The sequence below is a fragment of the Anaerotignum sp. genome, from assembly GCF_030625865.1.
Classification (GTDB): domain Bacteria; phylum Bacillota; class Clostridia; order Lachnospirales; family Anaerotignaceae; genus Chakrabartyella.
In genome coordinates this window covers 20,145-44,443 of sequence record NZ_DAOUQB010000020.1, presented here as the reverse complement: position 1 = coordinate 44,443, position 24,299 = coordinate 20,145, and the positions used below count along the sequence as shown (strand labels likewise).

The following is a 24,299-nucleotide window of genomic DNA, read 5'->3' as shown; positions in this document are numbered from 1 at the left end:
TTTGGAAAGAAGTATACAAAAATAAAAAAATAAAGGACAAATAATAATTATTATTATTTAGGAAAAACTATTGATTTATTTTTGAACGTATGCTATACTCAAAAAAAATAAAGAATAAGGATAACAATTTTGGTTATAATCAGAAATAGGAGGAATGTAAAATGTTGCAGATTAAATCGGATAAATTTCAAAAAGAAGTAATTGAGAGCGGTGTACCTGTTTTGGTTGATTTTTCAGCTACTTGGTGTGGACCTTGTAAAATGATGGGCCCTGTTTTGGAACAGCTTTCCGCTGAGTATGAAGGAAAGGCAAAAGTATTTAAAGTTGATATTGATGAATCCATGGATTTAGCACAGAAATATCAAATTATGAGTGTACCGAATATGTTAATTTTCAAGGATGGAAAGCCTGTGGATGCTGTGATTGGTGTAACTCCTCCTACAGTTCTGAAGCAGAAGCTTGATAAAATCATTGGATAAACGCCAGCAATATATCTCCTCATAGGTATTTGTTTTTGAACACCCCGGGAAAATTTACCCGGGGTGTTTTGTATTTATAAGAATACAAAATGGTAGAAAAAAAAAGACTAAAGTAGTATATAGTATACACAAACAAGAATAAAAATAAAATTTTGTATGTATTTAAATACATTTTAGTATAAAACATTGGTGTTTTTGTCAGTAGAAAAATATTTTTGTATAAAAATATATACAATTCAGAGGAAATATGCAAAAAAATGATGCATTGACACTTATACAATAAAATGGTATCGTTTCTCTATTCCATTTTAAGAAAAATAAAGTGAGGTAATTTCCTATGAATTGTGTTGCGTTTTATACAACTCAATATGGTTTTGTGTTGATTATTAGCGCTATCCTCCTGGTCCTCCTAGTGATTATTTTGGACATTGAGAAGAATAGTGCTGATTGTCATGTGATAAGTACCTCTGAAATATAAGAAACAAGAGAGAATTAGGCTCTTAGTTAGAAGAGGAAAAGGACTTATGGCGATCGCCGTAAGTCCTTTTGTTTTTTAAAAATGGATGATTTATTACAAACAAACTGATGAAAACAGTGAAAGAGGAGATGGTTATGATGGATTTTGTAATGGCACTTAGCCCCTTAGTATTGATTTTAGTAGGAATCATTGTCTTAAAAAAGCCTGCGATGAAGGTCGCACCTATTGGGTTATTGTATATTATTATTTTGGCTTTTACATATTTTAGCCCCGGAGATGTAGTCTTTAAGGATACCGTTACCATGATAGACGGCTTATTATGGAAAGGCATTAAAGAAGGTTCAAAAATCGTTATGTTGGTTTTTTCTTCTTTCCTGCTGTTAAATCTGATGCAAAGATCAGGGGCTATGAAGCAAGTACAAAATACATTGGCCGGTGTCACCGATGACCGTAGAGCCCAGTTGATTATTGTTGGGCTTATGGTACCTATTTTTTTGGAGGGCGCTGCGGGTGCAGGTTCTCCGGCTGCCATAGCGGCTCCGTTTTTGGTGGGATTGGGATTTGATCCCATTGTTGCCATAGTGGTTGCTCTTTTGGGAGATGCAACGCCTTGTTCTTGGGGCGGTGCGGGGCTTACTACCATTACAGGCGGCCAATATTTGGTTGACCAAGGCGTAAGTACGGCGGCTTTAAATTCAGCTATGGTCGGCAGAATTCATATGTTTGGTGTGTTTGTAATTCCATTTTTGATTGTAATGATTGCTTTTGGTAGAAAAGGGTTTAAGGGAATTGTTCCTTATTTGCTGTTTTCGGGAATCAGTACAGGTTTGATTATGTTTGCACTTTCAAACTTTGTAGGGCCTGAAATCACCAGCCTTGGCACGGGGTTATTGTCCATTGTGTGTTCCATTATTTTTTTGAAAGCGGTAAAAATCAAAACACCTGAAGAATTTAGATATAAAAGTGATAGTAAATTAACCGAGAAAGAATCAGAAGGTCGTCGTTTTTCTTCTTTCCATGCATTATCACCCTATTTGGTGTTGGTTATTGCCCTTCCCGTTGTTCGTTATACAGTACCTTTTTCTATCCTGATTACCTTTGGATATATTGTTTGGGTAGACGTCGTTGTTTTTCTCTGTGCTTGCATAGGATGTGTTATTTTGGGTGTTAGTCTGGAAGGTTTCCTGGATACCATGGGGCAAACGTTAAAGCGTGTTATTCCTGTTTTGGTTACCATGGGTTCTTTATTGACGGTTTCCTATATTATGCAGAATAGTCAGACGGGTATGATTCAAATTATTGCTTCCACCATTGCAGATACTGCCGGACAATTTTATCCTGCGGCTGCGGTTGCCATTGGTGCAGCGGGTTCTTTTATTACCGGAACAGGCCTTGGCTCAAATATTATGTTTGCACCAATGCATTTGAATGCTACAAATATGTTGGGTCTGAACCCCATTACTGTTTTTGCAGGGCAGAATGCGGGGGCATCCTTAGGGAACTTAATTTGCCCCAACAATGTTGTTGCGGCGTGTGCAACCGTTGGTGTCATTGGCAAAGAAGGCGAGGTATTAAAACGTACCTTGGCGGCATTTGCGGTAATATTGACGATTTATATGGTACTAAGTATGGTTTATACCCATATGATTTTCTCAGGTTTTGGCTTATAATGATTTCTATGGAATAGCATTAAATATAATTTCTTACTAGGAGGTTTTTTAAATGAAGACAAGAAGTGTTGGTATTATCGGCGTTGGTCATGTTGGTGCACATTGTGCCTATAGCTTAGCGGTACAGGGCATTGTTGATGAATTGGTTTTAGTAGATACAAATGAACAAAAAGCAATCAGTGAGTGTCAGGATTTAAGAGATAGTGTGGCATATTTGCCCCATAGAGTAGAAGTTCGTACAGGCGGCTATGCAGATGTAAAGGATTGCGACATAGTTGTAATTAGCGTTGGCGTAATCACAAAGAGCAATAACCGTTTGGATGAATTGAATGTATCCATTGGTATGGTAAATAGCTTTGTAAAGCAAGTGGTGGACGCAGGCTTTAATGGTATTTTTGTTAACATTACAAATCCTTGTGATATCATTGCAAGACAGGTGCATAAGCTTTCCGGTTTTGACAAATCCCGTGTATTGGGTACAGGAACAGGCTTGGATAGTTCTCGTTTTAAAGCTGTTTTAGCACGAGAAATGGGCATTGACCATAAATCCTTAGTGGCTTATACCATGGGTGAGCATGGAGATTCTCAGATGGCTCCATGGTCTCATGTTACAGTAAATGGTAAGCCCCTTGCTGAGCTTGTTGCAAAAGATAAGAAGTATGAAGTAGATCAAGCGGCAGTTTTGACGGAAGCAATCAGAGGCGGCTGGGTAACCTTTGCGGGCAAAGGCTGTACAGAATATGGCATTGCTTCTACCCTTGCACGTCTGGTTCATACGATTTTTCACGATGAAAAGGCTGTTATGCCCTGTAGCACACAGCTCAACGGGGAATATGGTCAGAATGATATCTTTATCAGCACACCTTGTGTCATTGGCAAGAATGGAGTTGAGGAAGTGTATGAAATGAACCTTACTGAGGAAGAACTCAAAGATTTCCATCATTCATGTGATGTAATCCGTACAAATATCGGTTATATCAATGAGGAAGCATAAAAGATTTTATTGCTCTGTTAATCCCTGCAAAAGAAGATGGTTACATCTAAATCTCAGATGAAGCACTTTTTTTGCAGTGGTATATTCCATCAACTGTATTTAGCCAAAAATTTTCTTTGTAAGAATTCTGTTGGAAAATCTTCTTGTTTGTTTTGCAATAATAAATGATAATTCGTTATTTTAAAGACTTTTGCCACGATTGCAAGCTATGTTGATGCAATAAAAGGGAGATTTCCTACCTTTATGGTACCTCCCTCTACAAAATTTTCCTTTTGTTGCTTTTGACTGTAGCTTATCAAAAAGGGTGAGATGTCTTATGGAAATTCGGATATAGTACAAAAGAAGAAGAGAAGGGCAAAATTCAAATTGAAAGACCTCCCGCTTTTGATTTGATTATGGTAGCTGAATCGTGTCGATAAAAATAAATACGGTACTGAGAAATGCCAGTGCGCTGTAATATTGGAGATTCGACACAATTTGTCCCTTCTTTATTGTAAGGTATTGTATTGTGGTTTTATTCGGAATCATAAAGTACTGCTTAAAAAACGCTGAAACAAGACAAAAAGAAATTCACAAATAAAAAGAGTTCAACATTGAATATCAGAAAGAGAAGAACTGTGGGGAAATAAAGTTGATTTGGAGAATAAGCCTTTTTTAAGGGCAGAGATAAGGGTTGTATATCGAGAAGTTGATATATGCCCTTATTTTGTTATTTTCTTTTAGAAATAAAAAAAGCTGCATCAGCAAGTATTGCTGGTACAGCTTTTTTTAAAGTTATCTGGAAACCATAAGTTTTTTTAATGCAGTATTCAGATCATCCAGCGTTAAACGGTACATGTCAAAATCCTTATGAATGATATCATAGGTTTTTGTCCACCAGCCGCCCCAAGTCGGTCGCTCCGAGGGGTTTAACCAAACAATATGGGGGTATTTTTCTTTAAAACGCTTTAGCCATTCTAATCCTGTAATTTCATCCCTTACTCCGTAGGAGTAATAACTGGGATCCAACAGTTCTGAGGGCTCCATTTGGGCATCGCCAACAATGATAACCTTGTATTCACTGCTGAGGTTATTTAAAATCCAATCCGTAGTAATTATGGAGCGGGGGCGTAAATCTGCCTCTTTATAGATTTTAGAGTAAATACAATTGTGGAAATAGAATACTTGCAAATCTTTGAAATGATTGGATTTGCTTACGGCTTGGAACAGAGAGCTGCAAAGCCGACTGTAATATTCCATAGAACCGCCGCTGTCCATAAGCAACAAAAGCTTTACCATATTTTTTCTGGGTTTTTCGTAAACCACCTTTAAATTGCCTGCGTTGTCACAGGTTTCACGGATGGTTTCGTCAATATCAAATTCTGTTCTTGCTTCCTCTGTACGAGAGGAAAACTGGCGGAGTTTACGAAATGCCATTTGAAATTGACGGGTATCCAAGGTGTTATCCTCACGGAAGTCCCGAAATTTTCGTTCTCCTGCAACCTGAAAAGCACGACGTTTTCCGCCTTGACCGCCAACACGGATTCCACGGGGGCTGAAGCCACTGTTACCAAACACGGAAACACCACCTGTGCCAACCCAGTAACTGCCGCCGTTATGCTCATCTTTTTGTTCTTCCAGCCGTTCTAAGAACATTTTCTGAATTTCTGACTGGGATAAGCGCTCATTTTGCATGGCACGTTCCATATCAAACTCTGTGCCGGGTAAATCTTTCGGGTTTTCAAGCCAGTCCAAAAGCTCTTGGGGCAATTCATCGGTGGCAAATTCCATATCCTTAAAAAATTCAAGGAAGGCACCATCAAATTTATCAAAATCCGCCTCGCTTTTCACAAGAACGCTGCGGCAAAGATAGTAAAAGCCCGTAAAGCTGGAGGCATGAAGCCCCATGTCCAATGCTTCAATCAGGGACATCCATTCGTTTAAAGAAACGTTAAGTCCTCTGGCGCGAAGCAGATAGAAAAATGAAGTAAACATATAGGATCACCTGCTTTTACTTTAAATATCTTCTCATGGTATCAATATCTTCATTTTTTTTCAGCAAAACTCCGGCAAAAGGCACCTTTGCTTTGATTCTATCGGGGTCAATTCCGCCAAGAACCAGGGCTTGAATCCAATCAATTACCTCAGAGGTGCTGGGTTTTTTCTGAATATTATACAAATCCCTAATCCAATAAAAAGTTTCCAAAACTTGATCCAACAAGTTTTCCTCAACATCTTTGTGATGAACATGGATGATTTCCTTCATTTGTTGCTCATCAGGGAATTCGATATAATGGAAAATGCAGCGGCGTAAGAAGGCATCAGGGAGCTCTTTTTCCGCATTCGAGGTAATAATAACGATGGGACGCTGCTTTGCTTTCACGGTTTGTTTTGTTTCGGGAATATAAAATTCCATTTTATCCAGTTCCCAAAGTAAGTCATTGGGGAATTCCAAATCAGCCTTATCAATTTCATCGATGAGCAGAATCACTTGTTCATCAGCAGAAAAAGCTTCACCTAATTTTCCCAGTTTTACATATTTTTCAATATCATCTACGCCTTCGTTGCCAAACTGGCTGTCATACAGACGCTGTACCACATCATAAACATAAAGCCCGTCCTGTGCTTTTGTTGTGGATTTAATGTTCCAAATAATTAGTTTTTTTCCTAATGCAGCTGAAATTGCTTCCGCAAGCATTGTTTTGCCGGTACCCGGTTCACCCTTAATAAGCAAGGGTTTTTGAAGGGCAATGGCAATATTAACGGAACGCATTAACTCTTCGCTTGCTACATAATCCTTGCTGCCTTGAAATGTTGTATTCATTATGATATCCACCCTTCATTCGTATGCAAATTAAGTATAACAACTTTATTTTATGAGAAACAGTATACACTTGTCAATAAAAATACCGCTTTTCCTGAAAGAAAAGCGGTATTTTAGGTATTTTTGGGGTTTATTTCAGTTCAAAGCCTGCTAATTTTGCCAGTTCTAAGATCGTTGCTTTAGAAACTTTTTTGCCTTTATAGTCGACTAATTCTTCCATGCTTCCGGAAAAAATATCGGCAGGCTCGTATTTCTTTAGAACGATGGAATCCTCTTCCACAAAGATTTCTAAAGAGTCCTTAATTTCGATTCCCATATTTCTGCGCAATTCAATTGGCAATACGACTCTGCCCAACTCATCAACTTTACGAACGATTCCTGTAGATTTCATCTGTTTCACCTCTGGATTGTATTTTCTATCGTAGCCCTCGAAAAATTTATAACTTAAAAAAGAGTTTATCACGAAATTCGACAAAATACAACAAAAAATTATTGGTAACAAAAGGAATTTATTACCTTTTATTATTTTAAAATATGAGCATGTCAAACAAAATCAAAAAATAAGTGTGAAAAATTGTCTATTTCTCATTTTATCATGCAGAAATAAGGGTTGTCTAGGGTTTCCTTATGCAAATTGATGACTTTTTGTTTGCAAAAGCGAAAAGATGAATTTATCAAAGGCTCCAAGCATGAATACATGGGGTACAAGCATAAACTAAAAAATAGAAACCGAAGGAGGCGGAAAACATTGCTGGATGCGATATGGGGTTTTTTTATTATAGGAGGAATTTTAACCGGGGCGGCCTTAGGGCGCATGGATATGGTTACAGCAGCAGTAATAAGTGGGGGAAAAAGCGCCGTAGAATTAGCAATCACTATGGGCGGGGTTGTTGCCATGTGGTCAGGGGTATTAAAAATAGCGGAAAAAGGGGGAATGATTGATGCTTTATCGGAGAAGTTAACACCCGCTATGAATTTTTTATTCCCCAATGTACCAAGGTATCATAAAGCCAGACAATACATAGCCACTAATTTTGTGGCAAACTTCTTGGGTTTGGGTTGGGCGGCTACACCTGCCGGGCTGATGGCAATGAAGGAATTGCAAAAGCTAAATAAAGAAAAGGAATGTGCCACCGGGGCCATGTGTATGTTTCTGACCATTAATATGTCATCCTTACAGCTGGTAACGGTGAATATTTTGGCATATCGTACGGAATTTGGATCTTCAGCACCGGCAGAAATTGTAGGGGTAGGAATTGCGGCTACTTTTATTACTACCCTTATTGGAATTGTCATGGCAAAAATAATGGATAAAGTTGGGTGAGAAAATGCGAGCATTATTAATAATTTCTGATTTTATCATTCCTGTTACAGTTTTATTTATCGTATGTTTTGGATGCCTAAAAAAGGTAAAGCTATATGAAACTTTTTTAGAGGGAGCCAAAGAGGGCTTAAAGACGGTGGTTGATATTTTACCCACCTTGATCGGTTTAATTGTTGCGGTGGAAGTTTTTCGAGCCGGTGGACTTTTGGATATTATGACAAATTTCATTCGGCCTTTAGTAGAACAGGTAGGGTTTCCTGCGGAATTGGCACCCCTTAGCCTGATACGTCTGGTTTCTTCCTCTGCTGCCACGGGACTCTTGCTGGATATTTTTAGAAATTTCGGCCCCGATTCTTTTTTAGGCAGAGTTTCCTCGGTTATGATGAGCTGTACGGAAACGGTGTTTTATACCATGAGTCTTTATTTCCTTTCCGTTGGAGTAAGAAAAACGCGATATACATTACCTTGTGCTTTGATTGCTAATTTTGCCGGGGTAATTGCGGCAGTTGCCTTGGTAGAAATGGTCTTTGGAAAATGAAATTGAAAAATGAGAAGGCTTATTATATAATAAAGGGTAAAAGGACGCAAAAAAATGTGGAAATCACTAAAAATTTTTAGAAATTAAAATGCGTTTTTTTAATGGAAATCCATTTTATTTATGATAGGAATGAAGTCTTAATAAGCCTTTGAGAGGAATGAGACCATGAAAAAAATGATTTTGCTGCTGCTTGGTGTGTGTTTATTTTGCATGGCGGGCTGCAGCGCAGAAGGAACGGATGATAGCATAAGCTTATCTGCAGGAGAACAGGAAGCATATATGGCACAAATTGATGGTGTGATGGATGAATTTTATTGGAACTATGATAAGGACAGTCTAACGTTTCGCAGTGCTGAAATCCCTCAGGATGATGATGAGAATGCACGTTTATTCAGTGCTTCTGAGGATGCGGGATATTCGTTGAAATCTGCTTCGGGCAGTCAGAGTATCACTGCAACGGCAGAACTGCTGCATTACAACGGAGATGCTGCAGGGGAAGTGAATTTTGTTTTTTTAAATGATAAGCTTTCAGGGGTATATTATATTGGCGGTTATGATGATAAAGCCTATAGTTTACGGGAGAGGAACCCTTTTTTGGCAAATGGAAATTTTAAGGCTTATGAGAATTGGACGGGCATAAATACCCAGTATCGTCAAATAAGCGAGCGTTTGCCTGTGGACGGTTTTGTGGCAGAAGATGGAAAGGGTGTTGCTGCATCCATTCAAAACGGCAAAATTGTATTATATCATCTTTCTGGCAGTGTGATTAGCAAGATGCGTACTTTAACACCCCAAAGGGGATTGGAGGCAGTTTCCGCTGTTTATGTGGAAAATGGCGAGGATGATTTGTTGGCGGTGCTATTGGCAGATAAGACGGATTCTGATGAAGAGGATGCCGAAGTGAAGCGGTCTGAAAAGGTTGTTTTTTATGACTCCGGATTTCAGCCCCGGGAAGAAATTTCACTGGAGAGCGAAGATTGTACAGCGTTAGGCTCTGAAGCGGGAAAACTTTTTTTGTTTGCAGATCAGGCTATGGAAACCTATGAATGGGGCGAAGATGGCTGGCAAAGAATCAAACGGCAATCCTTGCGCCATAGAGTGACCCAGTGCCATATTGCGGATTTGGATGGAAATGGAAAAATGGAATATCTTTTAACTGATGGCATGGACTTATATCTATATCATAATTTGGAAACAGGATTATTAAAACTTTGGAGTACCCATTTGGGTGTGGAAAGCTTGTATGGCGCCTTATATAGCGGCGATTTAAACGGAGATGGCGTAAAAGAGGTTTATATTTGTGATGCTACAGGAACCGCCATTCGGTATATCTTAACGGAACGGGGACTTCGTTCCTCAAATGAAGACATTCAATATGGACAAGCGATTTATCCCAGCGATTGGAATGGCGACGGGATTGATGATTATTGGAATATCACAGAAGGGGAAGATGGAGAAAGCAGTTTATTTCTTTCAAAGCCTGCCTCTTAAGATTGGAAAGGAAGCAAAATGACAGATTCTGAAAAATATATGCAAGAAGCATTAAAAGAAGCAAAAAAGGCATTTGATGCAGGGGAAGTGCCCATCGGTGCGGTAATGGTACAAAATGGTGAAATCATTGCCAGAGGGTATAATTTACGAAATACTGCAAAAAATCCTTTGCGCCATGCGGAAATTGATGTGATCAATGAAGCGGCGGCAGTTGTTGGGGATTGGCGGTTAGAGGATTGTACTCTTTTTGTTACTGTTGAGCCATGTCCTATGTGTGCCGGAGCTATTGTACAAGCTAGAATACCAAAGGTAGTTTTTGGCACAAGAAACAGCAAAGCCGGATGTGCCGGATCTATCTTGAATATCTTAAATGAGCCGAAATTTAACCATCAGGTGGTTGTGGAAGAAGGCATATTGCAGGAAGATTGTAGTGCATTAATGCGGTTATTTTTTAGAAGGTTTCGGAAAAACAGTGGGCCTATGTTGACAGAGGAATAAAAAACGGTTATACTGATAAGGCTATTTTAGCATCATTGCAGAAGTGTTTCTTTTGAACATAAATTGCAATGTATAAATAACGGTAATATTTCCGTGCTAGCCGGGGAGGTAGCGGTGCCCTGTACTCACAATCCGCTATAGTGAGGGTGATGTCTGTTCTCGGTACAGCGCTTGACAGCCTGCCCGTGGAAAGTGGCGTTGATGCTTTGGTCTTACGCAATAGGAGCCTGTGAATCGTGTCAGGGTCGGAAGGCAGCAGCACTAAGCAGTCTACTTCTGTGTGTTGTAAGGGTGCTGGAGAGGAGTCGTGGAACACGGTAACGTGTCGGGCGTTGTAACAAAAACAGATGCACGGATTTCTATAATAATTCTAAATGATATTGGACTTTGTCCAAAGAATATGAAAAGGCAGAAATTGGTTTTTACTGATAACTGCCTTTTTTATTGGATGAGATTTGTATGTTTGGCTTTTTGGATAGATTTATTTTTAAGATTGCTGTGTACCAAAAATTCATAAGGAGATTCCGTTATGGTTTGTCCGAGGTCAGCAAGGAAATGAATTGCTTCTTCACTGGAGTCAAAGGACTTTTTCTTTCTGATTAAATAAAAGGTTGCTTCCTCCCATTGTGTTAATGAATATACATCGGCGGGAATGGAGGAAATTGCGTGGCTAATGACAATAAAGGGTGTATTATAGAATAAATTTGAAATATAGTTGTTTTTTGTTAGGGTTGTTAAATACTCTAAAAGATCTTCATTGTAATTCTCCCATTGACTTCTCATAGAATATGCTCCTTTTGAAAATAGAATTGTTATTTTCCGTTGCAGCATTGCGTATCATTCTAAAGCACAGTTGTGAAAACACATTTCCCGCTATTTGTATCAGTAAAAGAATAAATCTGGAAAACAATCGTAAAATGTAGTTTAAACACAACTCTTTTATTTTTATTATAGCATTTGTGAAAAAAATTACATCAAAAGTAATTCTACAAAAAAATACATTTTAGGACTTTTGTTAAATAAATACGTAGTATAGTGGCAGTGTACAGGGATTAGGTAAGCTTTCCATTTTTTCTGCCATATGGTATACTGACGTGAGAATAAAAAAGGAGGGAGACCATGTCCTATACGGCATTATACAGAAAATACAGGCCCAATACCTTTGCCGGAGTGATTGGACAAGAGCATATTGTAAAAACCCTGAAAAATCAGATAAAAACAGGGAGGGTTTCCCATGCCTATTTGTTTTGCGGCACAAGAGGAACGGGAAAAACCTCTACTGCAAAAATATTTGCTCGGGTCATAAATTGTCTTTCTCCCACAGAAGATGGAGAACCTTGCAATGAATGTGCCCTTTGTAAGGAAATTTTACAGGGCAGAAGTATGAATGTTATAGAAATCGATGCAGCATCAAATAACAGCGTGGATAATATAAGAGAAATTCGAGAGGAAGTAAAGTATCCACCGACTGAGGGGTATTATAAGGTCTATATTATTGACGAGGTGCATATGCTGTCCAACAGTGCGTTTAATGCATTGTTAAAAACCTTAGAGGAGCCCCCGGCCCATGTTATTTTTATTTTGGCTACAACGGACCCTCAAAAGGTGCCTGCTACCATTCTTTCTCGATGTCAGCGCTTTGATTTTCGTAGAATTACCACAGATGATATTGCTGAAACCCTTAGGGGCTATTTGGCGGAGGAAGGGCAGGAGATTACACTGGAAGCTGTTCGATACGTTGCACAGCTTGGTGATGGCTCTATGCGTGATTCTTTAAGTATTTTGGATCAGTGTCTGGCTTTTTACAGCGGCGAAAAGGTAACGTTGGAAATGGTTTTGGACGTTATGGGTGCTGTGGATCAAACGGTACTTTTTGAGATGACAAAGGCATTGGGTAAAAAGGATAGCCATCGTGTGATGGAGCTGGTAGAGGAGATGATGCATTCTGGCAGAGATATCAAGCAGTTTGTATCGGAATATTTACAGCACCTTCGTAATTTTTTGATGGTTACTACCATTGGCGATGCTACAGGAATATTGGATATTTCTGGGGAGAACTTGGAACGCCTGAAAGGGTGCAGTGCATTTTTATCTCCTCAAGAAGCCATCTTTTTGATTGAGCGTTTTTCTTTTTTGCAAAGTGATATGCGTTACAGTGCTAACGAGAGAATTTTATTGGAGGTTGAGCTCTTGCGCCTATGTGCCCCATGGACGCAAATGGATGTAACTGCCTTGGCTGCAAGAATTGCAGGCTTGGAACGGCAAGTTGCCCAGGGGGTAACGGTGCAGACACAGGTGGTGGGAGATAAGGCACAGAAGAAGGAACCGCCAAAACCTAAGAAAAAACCACCTGCCCTTCCGGAGGATCGAAAGAAGCTGAAAGAAGAATGGCCGCTGTTGCGTAGTGAGGTTGGCGACGTGATTCTGAAAAGTCAATTGATGCAGGTTGAAATTGGCTTTAAAGACGATGAGTGTGTCTATTTAATTTGTGCCTATGCGGCACTAACGGATATGCTGCATAAAAATATGGAGCAAATTGAGACTTTGCTGGAAAAGGCAGTGGGTAAGGCTTTTCAACTGCGAACAATTACGAAAGAAGAATACGACCAGTGGTATGAGTCAGCCTATGGTAAGGCGGAGGATGTGGCAGAAGATGCAGAATTTGAAAGTCTCATCGGCAGTTATTTCCCGGAGGCGGATTTTGAGGAGTAAAAAGCTTGCGTGAAGCAGGTGTTTTATTATAAAATAGTATAAATTAATGTATATAACTTAGGAGGAATACAATATGGCAAAAGGCGGTTTTCCCGGTATGGGCGGCATGAATATGAATAATTTAATGAAGCAGGCACAGAAAATGCAAAAGCAAATGCAGGAAAAGCAGGAGGAGCTGGCAGATAGAACACTGGAAATGACCAGTGGCGGCGGTGCAGTTAAGGTGGTTATCACAGGAAAGAAAGAAATCAAAGAATTAAAATTAAACCCTGATGTGGTAGACCCCGATGATGTAGAAATGCTGGAAGATTTAATTATTTCTGCCGTAAACGAAGCAATTCGTCAGGTAGAAGAAATGTATAATAACGAAATGGGCAGAATGACCGGCGGTATGGGCATGGGCTTCTGATAAAAGAGGGATATTATGAATTATTACGGAAATCCCGTTACACGATTGATTGAGGAATTGGCGGCTTTACCGGGCATTGGCGGGAAATCAGCCCAAAGGCTTGCATTTCACATTATCCATATGCCAAGGGATGAAGTTGCTACGCTATCCCAAGCAATTTTGGAAGCACGGGATAAGGTTCGTTATTGTTCTGTTTGCTGTAATTTGACGGAGGAAGAAATTTGTCCCGTTTGTGCAAATTTAAAGAGAGACCACAGTGTGATTATGGTGGTGGAGGATCCAAGGGATATGGCGGCATACGAGCGAACCAAAGAGTTCCATGGAGTATATCATGTATTACATGGTGCCATTTCTCCCATGTTGGGGGTGACTCCCCAGGATATTCGCTTAAAAGAATTGGTGAGCCGTATGGATGACACCGTAAAGGAGGTCATTCTTGCCACAAACCCCAATGTAGAGGGGGAGGCTACGGCTATGTATATCAGTAAGCTTTTGAAGCCTTTTGGAGTAAAGGTGACAAGAATTGCAAATGGTGTACCTGTAGGCGGAGATTTGGAATATGTTGATGAAATAACCCTTTCCCGTGCTTTAGAAGGCAGAAGGGAATTGTAGATAAAAATTAGAATGGAAAATGTAAAGGGGAGACCTTTTCATTTCTTAGAGGGGCAGACATTGTCTGCCCCTCTTTATCGGTCAAGGTGGCAATGGCAAAGATATGCCATCTGTCCGTAGGACAGCTTTGCGAAGCAAAGTGATGACCACTCACTGCCCAAGATAGGGCAGACGGCGAAGTCGGCTTTTGCGAAGCAAAAGTGATGACCAGAAACCCTTGTGGGAGTTTGAGGGCAAAGCCCTCAAGGTCTTTTCTTTTTTTTCTTGAAGTTGTTAAAAGCAGAAATTTTTTTCTGCTTTTTTTGCCGCCTCGGAATAATCTCAAAAAAAGAATATGGCAGGGCTAAAATCAGGATTGAGCCAGCACCGATTGCTCCCGCCAGCTTTAATCCCAATAATATATTGGTATAGGTTTCTAAAACTGTGCCATTTAGGGCTGAAGCCATGGTATTGTATATGGCGGTACCAGGGACTAAAGGCATAATGCCGGGAATATGATAGACGGTGGAAGGGGCTTGCCTATGGTAAGAAGCAAACCTGGAAAATGCGGTGACAAATACAGTGGAAATCAGCGTTGCCATGGTGGGGGTTAGGTACAGTGCCAACGATGCGTATAAAAACCAGCTGATGCCCCCGGAAATGCCGCAGAAAATCAATTCTTTTTTTGGTGCATCAAATAAAATGGAAAATGCGATGCAGGCGCAAAAAGACATAAAAGATTCAAATAATATAATAATAAAAGTCATTTTCGATTTCCTCCTTACATTCCAAAAATTGTAATTCCAAAGCCTACACCGCCGGCAATGGAAAAGGCAATCAGTAAAGCCTCTACCATTTTTGTGGTGCCGCTGATTAAGTGCCCTTCCATAATATCACGAATGCTGTTGGTCATGGTCATACCCGGCAGCAGGGGCATAATACTACCAATAATAATCATATCAGCACCTGCTGTCGGAACGAGTCTTTGGAAAATTACAGAACCGGATCCTGCAATAAATCCACCAATCAGACAGGTGAAAAAATAGGGTAGTTTTGATTTTCTGCTGTATTTTAAAACGACACCGATCATCAGACCGAAAATAAAGGCTGCTATGGCATCACTCCAAGAGCCATGCAAAACCAGGGTAAAGCCACTACAGGCAATACCGGAGCAGAGAATACGGGATATGGAAGAATTGGCGGTGGTATGTCTGATTTCTTCCAGACGTTTTGACCCCTCCTCCAAGGAAATTTGCCCCGAAACAAAAGCTCTGGAAATCTCGTTTACGGCGCAGATCTTTCCAAAGTTTACCGAGCGGTTATATATACCACGGGTCAAGGTTAGAGAACCCGATTTTTCGCTGGGAATGCTGACAATCAAAAACGTACTCATTGCCATAGCTTCTACATTGCTGGAATGGCTGACTGATAGAATGCGATGCATGGTGTCTTGAACTCGATGTGTTTCGGCACCGCTGGTGAGCATAATCTCACCTGCATCTAAAGCAAATTTTAAAAGAATGTTATCATCCATTTATCAATACCCCCTTGAAAAGGATTTTTTTGTAAAGTGTGTAACCTACAGTTTAAATTCTTTTTCAAAAAATGCAAGGAAAATTTTCGTAAGATTGTTTATTTAAACCCATAATTTTGTTTACAAGGTGAATGATTTATACTATAATGAAATCAATACAACTTAATAAAAAGGCTGGGGGTGCTTTGATTTATCAAAGCTGAGAGGAATTCGTTTTCCAACCCTTTGAACTTGATGTGGTTAGCACCAACGGAGGGAAGCAATTTTAATTTGAAAGCATAAGGTCTTTCCCTATTTGGGGAAAGGCTTTTTTTTAGCGGATTCTTCAAGTTGTCAAGGACAGGATTAACCCAGTTATTTCATTTTATACTGTACGTCTTGTCCCAGTTGGAGCAATTACTTTTATTTTAAAGAACTTAAAATAATTTTGCAATGCTTACAGGGCGATTAATATGCCTTTTGATTCTGCAAATCCCTGCCTATAAGAAATGAAAGAAAGGTGGAAAAAAATGAGTTTAACAGATCGGTTGTATGAAGAAGTAAAGGATATTTGGGAGGGCTATTTGAATCAGCCCTTTGTGAAGGAATTGGGAGAGGGCACCTTAAGGGAGGACAGCTTTCGTTTTTACATGGTACAAGACTACCGCTATTTATTACAGTATGCAAAGGTGTTTGCTTTGGGTATTCTAAAGGCGGAAGATGAGGTTTTAATGCGGCGTTTTGCTTGCATGGTGCATGATACGCTGGATGGAGAGATGGATGTACATAAAATTTATATGAAGCGTTTGGGAATCACCAATCAGGAAATTGCTACTACAAAAACAGCTCTGGCAAATCAATCCTATACTTCGTATATGCTGGATGTTGCCTACAAAGGCGATGTTTTGGATGTATTGGTGGCGGTATTATCTTGTGCTTGGAGCTATCAAATGATTGGGCAAAATCTTGAAAAGATTCCCGGAGCCTTGGAGCATCCCCTCTACGGGGAATGGGTGGCAGGCTATGCCTCTGCGGAATACATCAGGAGTGTTGACGAAATTATGGATGCGGTAAATGAACTTGGTGTGGATATTTCCGTGAAAAAGGAAGATTATTTAAAAGAGGTATTCTTAAATTGCTGCCGATATGAAAAAGATTTTTGGGAGATGGCCTACCATATGGATATGGGGGACTAAAAAGGAGTGTGGCGTAATGCTACGATTTGAAGGAGTATCCTTCCGTTACCCTGGGGACGTGCAGGGGATGATGGAGGATTTGTCTTTTCAGGTGGAAGATGGGGAGCTGGTGGCCATTATCGGTGCCAGTGGCTGCGGAAAAAGTACAATTTTTCGCCTGATTAACGGTTTGGAGCGGCCTGATAGAGGAAAAATTTTGGTGGACGAAAAGCCCATTGAAACTATAAAAAATTATAGTGCCTTTATGCCCCAAAAGGACTTGCTTTTTCCGTGGCGCAGTATTGAGAAAAATGTCTGTCTCCCCATGGAGCTGGCAAAGATACCCCTTGGGGAGCAAGGAAAGCGGGCATCTCAGGTGTTAGAGCAGGTTGGTCTATCTGATTATGCCCAAAAATACCCTAAGGATTTATCGGGGGGGATGAAGCAAAGGGCGGCTTTTGCCAGAACATTGCTTTCCGGCGCAGATATGCTTTTATTAGATGAACCCTTCAGTGCCTTGGACTATCTCACAAGGGTAGATATGCAGGAATGGCTGTTACAGCAGTGGGTGCATTATCACAAAACCATATTGTTTATTACTCATGATGTGGAGGAGGCCATTTTTCTGGCAAAAAAGATTTATATTATTCAGGATGCAAGACCATTTACCCAAATGGAGTCCATTGAAGTACCCTTAGGCTATCCCAGAAATCGTGGAGATTTGAAACAGGGGGAAATTGTTGAATTAAAGGAAAGTTTGATTGGAAAGCTTAGAAGGAGTGTGAGTCTATGAAAAAAAACTTGCCTTCTGCTATATTGGTGCTGATTTTATTGATGATTTGGCAAGGGGTTGCCATGGGCATTGATGCGGCATATATACTGCCCTCTCCTACGGGTATTTTGGTGCGGCTTTGGGAATTGAGGGTGCCCTTGTTTACGGTACATCTTCCCGCAACCATGGGTGTAACTGCCCTTGGGCTTTTCATTTCCGTAGGCTTGGGATTATTATTAGCCATTTCCATGGATTGGAATCCAAAGTTGGAAAAGGCACTATATCCCATCATCGTAGCCTCCCAGACAATTCCCACCACTGCCATTGCACCTTTATTTATCCTTTGGTTTGGATATTCTATTTGGAGCAAGGTTTTGGTAACCATTTTGATGACATTTTTCCCCATTGCCATTACGGTATTTGATGGATTTAAGTCTACAAAACGGGAAATGGAGGAGTTACTGTTTACCTATGGTGCTACCTCGAAAGATGTTTTTTTAAAGTTAAAATTGCCCACGGCATTGCCTCATTTTTTTTCAGCCATAAAAATGGCCATTCCCCTCAGCGTAATTGGTGCGGCCATTGCAGAGTGGCTGGGGGCACAAAAGGGCTTGGGCTATTTCAGCAAAAGAATGATGACCCAGCTGGATGGTGCCGGGGTGTTTGCGCCGGTGGTATTGCTCTCCATTGTTGCAATGCTGACAGTTTGGGTAATTACTATTATAGAAAATAAAACAATTAAATGGAGAAAGGAATTATGAAAATGAAAAAAAGATTATTTGCGTTTTTAATGACGGCAGTGATGGCAGTGGGCGTTTCCGGCTGTGGCGGCAGCAACGACAGTACAACAACGGATACAGCTGAGGATGGTACGAAGCTTGAGGACTTTTCCATTGTCTTGGACTGGTATCCCAATGCCATTCACAGCTTTTTGTACACAGGAATCGAAAAAGGGTATTTTGCAGAGGAAGGCTTAAATTTGATTATTCATTTCCCTTCCAATCCCAATGACGGGATTTCCCTTCCTGCTGCTGGCAAGGCGGATTTAGGCATCTATTATTTGCAGGATGCAATTTTAACAGCCACAGAGGAAAACGTACCCATTGTTTCCGTTGGTGCATTGACACAAAGCTCTTTAAACGTTGTTGTTGCTTTAAAAGACAGCGGGATTGACGGTGCAGATGATTTGAAAGGTAAGAAAATAGGCTATTCCGGAACGGTGCTTTCCGAAGAACAGATAAAATCCATGTTAGAGAATGTTGGTCTTTCCGCAGATGATTGCCAATTTATTGATGTTGGCTTTGACCTAATGACTGCATTAACCACAGGTCAGGTGGATGCAACAATCGGAAATATGGTAAACCATGAGGTGCCACAGCTTGAAGAAAATGGTTTTGAAATCAACTACTTCTACCCTACTGATTTTGGTGTTCCTCAGCAGTATGAGCTGGTACTTTTAGCGGGGAAGGATGCAGTGGAGAATAATCCCGAGAAGATTCAGAAGTTTTTGCGGGCATGCCAGAAAAGTTTTGCAGATATGAAGGGGAACCCTGAAGAAAGCCTGCAAATTTTGTTAGATAACCAAAATGAAGAAAACTTCCCCTTGTCTAAGACTGTGGAAGAAAAAAGTATGGAAACGCTTTTGCCGGTAATGGAAACTGCGGATGCACCTTTCTTGCATCAAGAAGTCAGTGTATGGCAGGAGAATGCGGATTGGCTCTATGAAAGAGGGATTCTTTCCGAAAAGACGGACGTTACTCCGTTGGTTGTAAATTTGGTTGATTAATTTGATGCCGCCTGTGGGTAAACTTTACGAAATGACTCTTTTCGTAAAAGCGCCTATGGGCGGTTTTTTAGAGAAATATAAATTATTCAATAGAAAGTGTTTATTTGTATTGGGAATGGATATGCTTATTTTGGTAAAAAATTGATATTTTTTTTGATTACCAGTATAATACAATATAAAAGCGTAGGTAGCTTAATCAAAATGATTTGGAAATTTGATATCATAATAGGAATAGGATGTGATGGGATGAAGGCGTTGGTTACAGGGGCATCCGGCGGCATCGGAAGAGATATTGCCCTCATTTTAAGCCGTATGGGATATGATTTGATTTTGGTAAGTCGGGACGCAAACAAGCTGGAATTGGTGAAACGGCATTTAAAAACAGAGGTTCAAATTATTTCGGCAGATTTATCCGTGAAAGAAGAGTGCATTGCCCTTTATGAGGCAGTAAGAGAGCAAGATATTGATATATTGGTGAACAATGCAGGCTTTGGTGCCTTTGGGCATTTTTGGGAGGTACCTCTGGAGCGGGAGTTAAATATGCTGAATTTGAATGTACGGGCGGTACACATTCTCACGAAGCTGTTTTTGGAGGAGTTTCGAAAGAAAGATAAAGGGTATATTTTAAACGTAGCTTCCTCGGCAGGTTTTTTGCCAGGGCCACTGATGGCAACATATTATGCAACAAAAAATTATGTGCTGCGGCTTTCAGAAGCAATTTATGAGGAGTTGCGCAGGGATGGCAGTAATGTGCATATTTCTGTCCTTTGTCCAGGCCCTGTGGACACAGGGTTTAACGATAGGGCGGGAGTAAGGTTTGCCCTTCCCGGTATGCGCTCCATTGAAGTGGCGAAGTACGCCATTGATGGCATGTTTGCAAAGAAAGTAGTTATAATACCGGGGGTAGCCATGAAGCTGGCTCGTTTTGGGGAAAAATTTTTGAGGGAAGAAACTTTGTTGAAAGCGGCATACTACTTTCAGCATAAAAAGAAGGGTTGAAGGCTATGAAGGATAGGGACTTGATAGCCGGAGGAAACCGATCCTGGAATCGGGTGTTTATTGAGACGCTGAAAGGCTATTTTGCCAATGAAATAGGAAAAACAGCTGCATCTCTAACCTATTATTTGATTTTTGCCATTTTTCCTTTTTTGATTTTTATTAGCTCCCTTTTAGGTTTTTTAAATTTGCCCATGATCACAGTGGAGGGAGATGCATCTGTATTGTTACCTGCGGATGTGGTTACCCTCATTAATTTGACCATTGCCCATATGACAGAAACCAGCAGTGGTGCATGGCTTACTTTTGGTTTGGTTTTTACCGTTTGGTTTCCTCTGCGTGCAGTGAGTAGCTTGGTAGCAGCAATTAATAGGATCTATGGTGATGAAAAAATGCAGAAACATACCATGCGCATCGTATTCCTTACCATTTTGATTATTTTGTTTATACCTGTATTGTTGATGATTTTGCTTATTAGTCAAGAGGTACTGGAGTTTATGAGTATTTTTGTACCTATGGCAGAAAAATTTATTGATTTATGGACGAGAATACGTTTTTTACCCATTGCTTTGGGGGTACTTTGTTTAATTTGTGGTGTTTATTTTCTTTCGCCCAATACTCGCCCACCAAAACGATATGTTTTTCCCGGTGCATTTTTATCTACAGCGGCATGGGTGCTCTTTTCGGCTGGGTTTGCCCATTATGTTGATCATGTTGGAAAGTATTCAGTGATTTATGGTTCTATCAGTGCCATTATTGCCTTTCTAGTTTGGTTAAATGCCAGTGTAGTTGCTATGCTTATGGGTGCGGTTTTTAATCAGGCACTGCGAAACGAGTATCAAGAAAAAGAGTTCTGATTGGATTTTTCCCATCAGGGCTTTTTTTGTGCTTGAATTGTCAAGTCAAGTGCAAAAAAATAGGAAGAGATTTATGCTATTGCTTGTAAAGCGTCTTTTTTTCAATCTAAAAATCATGAATGATCTTGTTTTTTTTATGAATGAATAAAAATACAAACGCATTTTTCTAAGATGAGTATTGGTTACTGTTTTTACAGATGAAAAATAACTGCAAAAACGGCGATTGGTTACCATAATATTCTATAAATTCATTATTATAGAAAATGTAGTTTGAATTTTAAATAAATCATAATTTAGACATTATATGAAAATATTTCCATATAATAAACGTTAAAAATGGAAATATTTTATATCAAAACCATATATTTGAATTCAATATTACAATTTCAATAGTAATATTTCACTAATATTACATTTGCATTACAGATTAACATAATGTATTGTAAATTCCTTGGATGCTTCGTATAATGAGCAGGCAAAGTAAATAACGCTTTTAGGTGCTTCAAAGCAATGTTCTGGGAGATGATTGGCGAGACAAAGTTTTTTTATTCAATGGGTGATAAGGAAGCGGCGTAGCAAAGATTGTCTAACAGAGGGTTTCGGCGAAACATTTTAAAAGGTGTTGAAATGCATTCGTTTTATAATTATGCAACGAAAAACGAACAACGAACAAAAGTACATAGTATCTAAGGAGGAATGTAACGATGAAGAAAGTAGTTTCTTTCGTAATGGCTGCGGCTATGGTTACTTCTCTTGTTCCTGCAACTGCGTTTGCAGCAGGAGATGTTACCGCTACAGCTAAAGTAGTCGACGCTTTGGAAAAAGGCGAAGGTTTTGACGGCGTGATCGCTGCTGTCGATGCACCTGAATTGCAGTTAAAAGTCACAAATGCTGATTATCAGGTAACAGGTGGTGCTACACCTACAGCTGATGTAACAGTATCTTTGGACAATGCAGAGTTCACAGCAGCAGATGCAGCAGCATTTGAAGCGTTGGTTGATGCACCTGTAGGAATTACAGTAACAGCAACAGATTTTTCAGAAGATGAAGTAACTTATACTTTAGAAGGTGCACTTGCAGAAGACGATATTGTAGCAATTGACCTGGCTTCCGAAATGACAAGTGTTAATGTTGGTAAAACTGCAACCGTATCTGTAGATTCCGATATGGTAACAGCGGATGACTTGGTTTATGCTTCTGTATTAGACAACGGCATCGAAGTTTCCGTTAAGAAAACAGTGAACGTAGCAGTAGACGAAGTAGCTGAGCTTGACAGCAAAGGTTTGAAAATTGAACCCACAGTAGATGATTCCTATGCAGTTGGTACAGAATTCACATTGAAGCTTTCCAAAGGTTTCGAATTCACAAACACAACTGTAGCTGGTATTGCTGACTGGGCAATTGATGACAATGAAGCTACATTTACAGCACCTTCCGCTGATGAATTTACTTTGACAGGTATCAAAGTAGAAGCTACAACAGCAAATGTTGGCGATGTTGCAACAATCAAAGTAACAGCGAAAAACGTTGGTACAGCTTCCGTAGAAGTAGCAAAAGTTGTTGATTACAAAGTAACTCTTTCCGTTGATGAAGACGAAGATATCCCCGTAATTTACAGCGGTACAGACGTAAACAACACAGGCTTGACAGATGATTCCGATCATATGACTTTGGAAGTAACAGCAGAAGAATCCTTCCCCGGCGCTTGGTCCATGAGACAGGGCTTCGACTTCACATTGCCTGAAGGCGTATACGTTACAGATGTAGACGTTATCGAAGCAGAAAACTTCGTTCAGAATGGTGCAGCAGTTGGCACAGCTGAATGGGAAACAGCTTTTGATGCAGCTTACAACAAAGGCGATTACACAGGCTTTGAATTTGCAAAGAGAACATTTGACGATGTAAACACAACATTGGAAACTGATCCTGCAAGTGTTACATTCCAGTTAGAGTTGGTAGCTGATCCTACTTTCGAAGGCGACGTAGTATTGGGCTTTGAAGGCGCTTTGGTTGACAGCCAGGAAGTAACTGTAGCAAAATTTGTAAAACCTTACACAGTTAAGGCAGAACAGAACGACGTAGTAATCGACTACAGAAACACAGAAGTAAAAACACCTATCACTATCACAGAAGCTGAAGCTGGTTTGTGGGATACAGACTCTGTATTCACATTCACAGTAGACAGAGGCGACATGATTCAGTTTGAAGATGACGCAACTTTCGAAGCAAATGAAGATTCCGATATGGAATTGAAAGATGAAAAAACAGAAGACGGTGAGCTTGCATTTACTGTAAAGAGCGAATCTGATGAAGCAGCAACCGTAGAAATTAAAGATATCGAATTGTTCATGCAGAGAAACGTACCTGCAGGCGCTTATGACTTGAACTTGGAAACAACTATGGACATTGCTTACAATGCACAGGCTATCTATGCAGCAGACGGCGACGACCAGATTGTTGAAGATGTTTGCGATTACAGCAGCACAGTAAAAGAAGCATTCATCAACGTTGTAACAAGCGGTAGAGATCAGGACAACCTGTTCACAACAAAAGTAGTAGTACCCATTGGTGAATCTTACTTAGTTGCAGGTGAAGAAAAAGTTGAATTGGATGTACCTGCTTACATCTGTGAAGCTGGCTACACAATGCTTCCTGTAAGAGCGGTATCCAAGGCTCTTGGCGTAAACACAAACAACGTATTGTGGAACGCAGAAAACAAAACAATCACAATTCTGTACGGTCAGAGAATTATTTCCATGACAGTTGGACAGAAAACAATCTATGTAAACGGTTCTGCAATCCCTGCATCCGCAGCACCTGAAATCACAAGCAGCAGAGCTTTCCTTCCTATGAGAGATTTGGCAGTAGCTTTGGGCGTAACTGATATCACATGGGATGCAGCTACAAGAACAGCAACATTAAACGGCAGCAACTAATTAAAAGCAAGAGAAAGTGCAAGACCTTGGGGCGCCGCCCCAAACCCTGCAAGGGTTTCAACCCTTGACCCTTTATGGGGGCAGACATTAGTCTGCCCCTTTTTTTATTGTAACGAAACGAAAGCAACGGAAGGGTTTGGGATATAACGAGTTTCAAGACCTTTGGGTCGAGGGAACTTATCTGTTTAACCTCATTAGCGGACTGCCCTATGAAAATAAAACCTCGACCAGACACCGCAGGTGTAAAGAGAGGTGGAATATAGGGCAGTATTAGCGG

23 protein-coding genes, 1 other RNA gene and 1 riboswitch are annotated in these 24,299 nt (G+C 40.2%); of the genes, 18 read left to right on the top strand and 6 right to left on the bottom strand.

Annotated elements, in window-relative coordinates:
* The first annotated feature begins 161 nt into the window (after window positions 1–161).
* The 3 genes from trxA (at window position 162) to P9Q65_RS07435 (ending at window position 3,621) form a co-directional block, all read left to right on the top strand.
* Entirely contained in the window at window positions 162–479 is a 318-nt protein-coding gene (gene trxA, locus P9Q65_RS07445) for a thioredoxin (protein ID WP_304508751.1), read from the top strand.
* Window positions 480–1,091: 612 nt separating this feature from the next.
* Window positions 1,092–2,627, top strand: coding sequence for an L-lactate permease (locus P9Q65_RS07440; protein ID WP_304508749.1), 1,536 nt, complete (start codon window positions 1,092–1,094; stop codon window positions 2,625–2,627).
* A gap of 52 nt (window positions 2,628–2,679) precedes the next feature.
* Window positions 2,680–3,621: an L-lactate dehydrogenase gene (locus tag P9Q65_RS07435; RefSeq protein ID WP_304508748.1), complete on the top strand. Its 942-nt coding sequence runs from the start codon at window positions 2,680–2,682 to the stop codon at window positions 3,619–3,621.
* Between the two features lie 774 nt (window positions 3,622–4,395).
* Here the strand turns inward: P9Q65_RS07435 and P9Q65_RS07430 are convergent.
* From P9Q65_RS07430 to P9Q65_RS07420, 3 genes are all read right to left on the bottom strand, one after another.
* A complete protein-coding gene (locus P9Q65_RS07430; protein ID WP_304508746.1) occupies window positions 4,396–5,595 on the bottom strand; it encodes a vWA domain-containing protein in 1,200 nt (399 codons plus the stop codon).
* A gap of 16 nt (window positions 5,596–5,611) precedes the next feature.
* Window positions 5,612–6,424: an AAA family ATPase gene (locus tag P9Q65_RS07425; RefSeq protein ID WP_304508745.1), complete on the bottom strand. Its 813-nt coding sequence runs from the start codon at window positions 6,422–6,424 to the stop codon at window positions 5,612–5,614.
* A 130-nt stretch (window positions 6,425–6,554) separates the two neighbouring features.
* The gene (locus tag P9Q65_RS07420; protein ID WP_304508743.1) at window positions 6,555–6,815 is read right to left on the bottom strand and encodes an AbrB/MazE/SpoVT family DNA-binding domain-containing protein; all 261 of its coding nucleotides are present in this window, start codon (window positions 6,813–6,815) and stop codon (window positions 6,555–6,557) included.
* Between the two features lie 357 nt (window positions 6,816–7,172).
* Here P9Q65_RS07420 and P9Q65_RS07415 point away from each other — a divergent pair, with 357 nt between their 5' ends.
* From P9Q65_RS07415 to ffs, 5 genes are all read left to right on the top strand, one after another.
* Window positions 7,173–7,748 (top strand): nucleoside recognition domain-containing protein, encoded by a 576-nt coding sequence (locus P9Q65_RS07415; protein WP_304508742.1) that lies wholly within the window; start codon window positions 7,173–7,175, stop codon window positions 7,746–7,748.
* A gap of 4 nt (window positions 7,749–7,752) precedes the next feature.
* Window positions 7,753–8,286 (top strand): spore maturation protein, encoded by a 534-nt coding sequence (locus P9Q65_RS07410; RefSeq protein ID WP_304508740.1) that lies wholly within the window; start codon window positions 7,753–7,755, stop codon window positions 8,284–8,286.
* A gap of 165 nt (window positions 8,287–8,451) precedes the next feature.
* On the top strand, window positions 8,452–9,777 hold the full coding sequence (locus P9Q65_RS07405) for an FG-GAP repeat domain-containing protein (RefSeq protein WP_304508739.1): 1,326 nt from the start codon (window positions 8,452–8,454) through the stop codon (window positions 9,775–9,777).
* Window positions 9,778–9,795: 18 nt separating this feature from the next.
* The gene (gene tadA / locus P9Q65_RS07400) at window positions 9,796–10,275 is read left to right on the top strand and encodes a tRNA adenosine(34) deaminase TadA (RefSeq protein ID WP_304508738.1); all 480 of its coding nucleotides are present in this window, start codon (window positions 9,796–9,798) and stop codon (window positions 10,273–10,275) included.
* Between the two features lie 91 nt (window positions 10,276–10,366).
* Window positions 10,367–10,630, top strand: an RNA gene (ffs, locus tag P9Q65_RS07395) — signal recognition particle sRNA large type.
* 86 nt (window positions 10,631–10,716) lie between these two features.
* Here the strand turns inward: ffs and P9Q65_RS07390 are convergent.
* Entirely contained in the window at window positions 10,717–11,058 is a 342-nt protein-coding gene (locus P9Q65_RS07390; RefSeq protein ID WP_304508737.1) for a hypothetical protein, read from the bottom strand.
* Window positions 11,059–11,394: 336 nt separating this feature from the next.
* Between P9Q65_RS07390 and dnaX the strand changes: the two genes are divergently transcribed.
* The 3 genes from dnaX (at window position 11,395) to recR (ending at window position 14,008) form a co-directional block, all read left to right on the top strand.
* Complete coding sequence (gene dnaX / locus P9Q65_RS07385; RefSeq protein ID WP_304508736.1) at window positions 11,395–12,987, top strand: DNA polymerase III subunit gamma/tau; 1,593 nt, start codon at window positions 11,395–11,397, stop codon at window positions 12,985–12,987.
* A 73-nt stretch (window positions 12,988–13,060) separates the two neighbouring features.
* Window positions 13,061–13,396, top strand: coding sequence for a YbaB/EbfC family nucleoid-associated protein (locus P9Q65_RS07380; protein WP_304508735.1), 336 nt, complete (start codon window positions 13,061–13,063; stop codon window positions 13,394–13,396).
* A gap of 15 nt (window positions 13,397–13,411) precedes the next feature.
* Window positions 13,412–14,008: a recombination mediator RecR gene (gene recR, locus P9Q65_RS07375; RefSeq protein ID WP_304508734.1), complete on the top strand. Its 597-nt coding sequence runs from the start codon at window positions 13,412–13,414 to the stop codon at window positions 14,006–14,008.
* Between the two features lie 242 nt (window positions 14,009–14,250).
* Here the strand turns inward: recR and P9Q65_RS07370 are convergent, their stop codons facing one another.
* On the bottom strand, window positions 14,251–14,754 hold the full coding sequence (locus P9Q65_RS07370) for a threonine/serine exporter family protein (protein ID WP_304508733.1): 504 nt from the start codon (window positions 14,752–14,754) through the stop codon (window positions 14,251–14,253).
* A 14-nt stretch (window positions 14,755–14,768) separates the two neighbouring features.
* Window positions 14,769–15,521 (bottom strand): threonine/serine ThrE exporter family protein, encoded by a 753-nt coding sequence (locus tag P9Q65_RS07365; RefSeq protein WP_304508732.1) that lies wholly within the window; start codon window positions 15,519–15,521, stop codon window positions 14,769–14,771.
* 166 nt (window positions 15,522–15,687) lie between these two features.
* Window positions 15,688–15,796, top strand: a riboswitch (TPP riboswitch).
* A gap of 234 nt (window positions 15,797–16,030) precedes the next feature.
* Here P9Q65_RS07365 and tenA point away from each other — a divergent pair.
* The 7 genes from tenA to P9Q65_RS07330 all read left to right on the top strand — a co-directional run bounded on the left by tenA (window position 16,031) and on the right by P9Q65_RS07330 (window position 24,022).
* Window positions 16,031–16,696 carry a thiaminase II gene (gene tenA / locus P9Q65_RS07360; protein ID WP_304508731.1) on the top strand — a complete coding sequence of 222 codons (666 nt, stop codon included), beginning with the start codon at window positions 16,031–16,033 and terminating at the stop codon, window positions 16,694–16,696.
* 16 nt (window positions 16,697–16,712) lie between these two features.
* Window positions 16,713–17,468 carry an ABC transporter ATP-binding protein gene (locus P9Q65_RS07355; RefSeq protein ID WP_304508730.1) on the top strand — a complete coding sequence of 252 codons (756 nt, stop codon included), beginning with the start codon at window positions 16,713–16,715 and terminating at the stop codon, window positions 17,466–17,468.
* Entirely contained in the window at window positions 17,465–18,208 is a 744-nt protein-coding gene (locus P9Q65_RS07350) for an ABC transporter permease (RefSeq protein ID WP_304508729.1), read from the top strand. Before P9Q65_RS07355 ends, P9Q65_RS07350 begins: the two co-directional genes overlap by 4 nt.
* Window positions 18,205–19,233 (top strand): ABC transporter substrate-binding protein, encoded by a 1,029-nt coding sequence (locus P9Q65_RS07345; RefSeq protein ID WP_330695283.1) that lies wholly within the window; start codon window positions 18,205–18,207, stop codon window positions 19,231–19,233. The genes P9Q65_RS07350 and P9Q65_RS07345 overlap by 4 nt, the downstream gene beginning before the upstream one ends.
* A gap of 246 nt (window positions 19,234–19,479) precedes the next feature.
* Window positions 19,480–20,232, top strand: a complete 753-nt coding sequence (locus P9Q65_RS07340; RefSeq protein WP_304508728.1) for an SDR family NAD(P)-dependent oxidoreductase — start codon at window positions 19,480–19,482, stop codon at window positions 20,230–20,232.
* 5 nt (window positions 20,233–20,237) lie between these two features.
* Window positions 20,238–21,086, top strand: coding sequence for a YihY/virulence factor BrkB family protein (locus tag P9Q65_RS07335; RefSeq protein ID WP_304508727.1), 849 nt, complete (start codon window positions 20,238–20,240; stop codon window positions 21,084–21,086).
* A gap of 704 nt (window positions 21,087–21,790) precedes the next feature.
* Window positions 21,791–24,022, top strand: a complete 2,232-nt coding sequence (locus tag P9Q65_RS07330; protein ID WP_304508726.1) for a copper amine oxidase N-terminal domain-containing protein — start codon at window positions 21,791–21,793, stop codon at window positions 24,020–24,022.
* The last annotated feature ends 277 nt before the right edge of the window (window positions 24,023–24,299 follow it).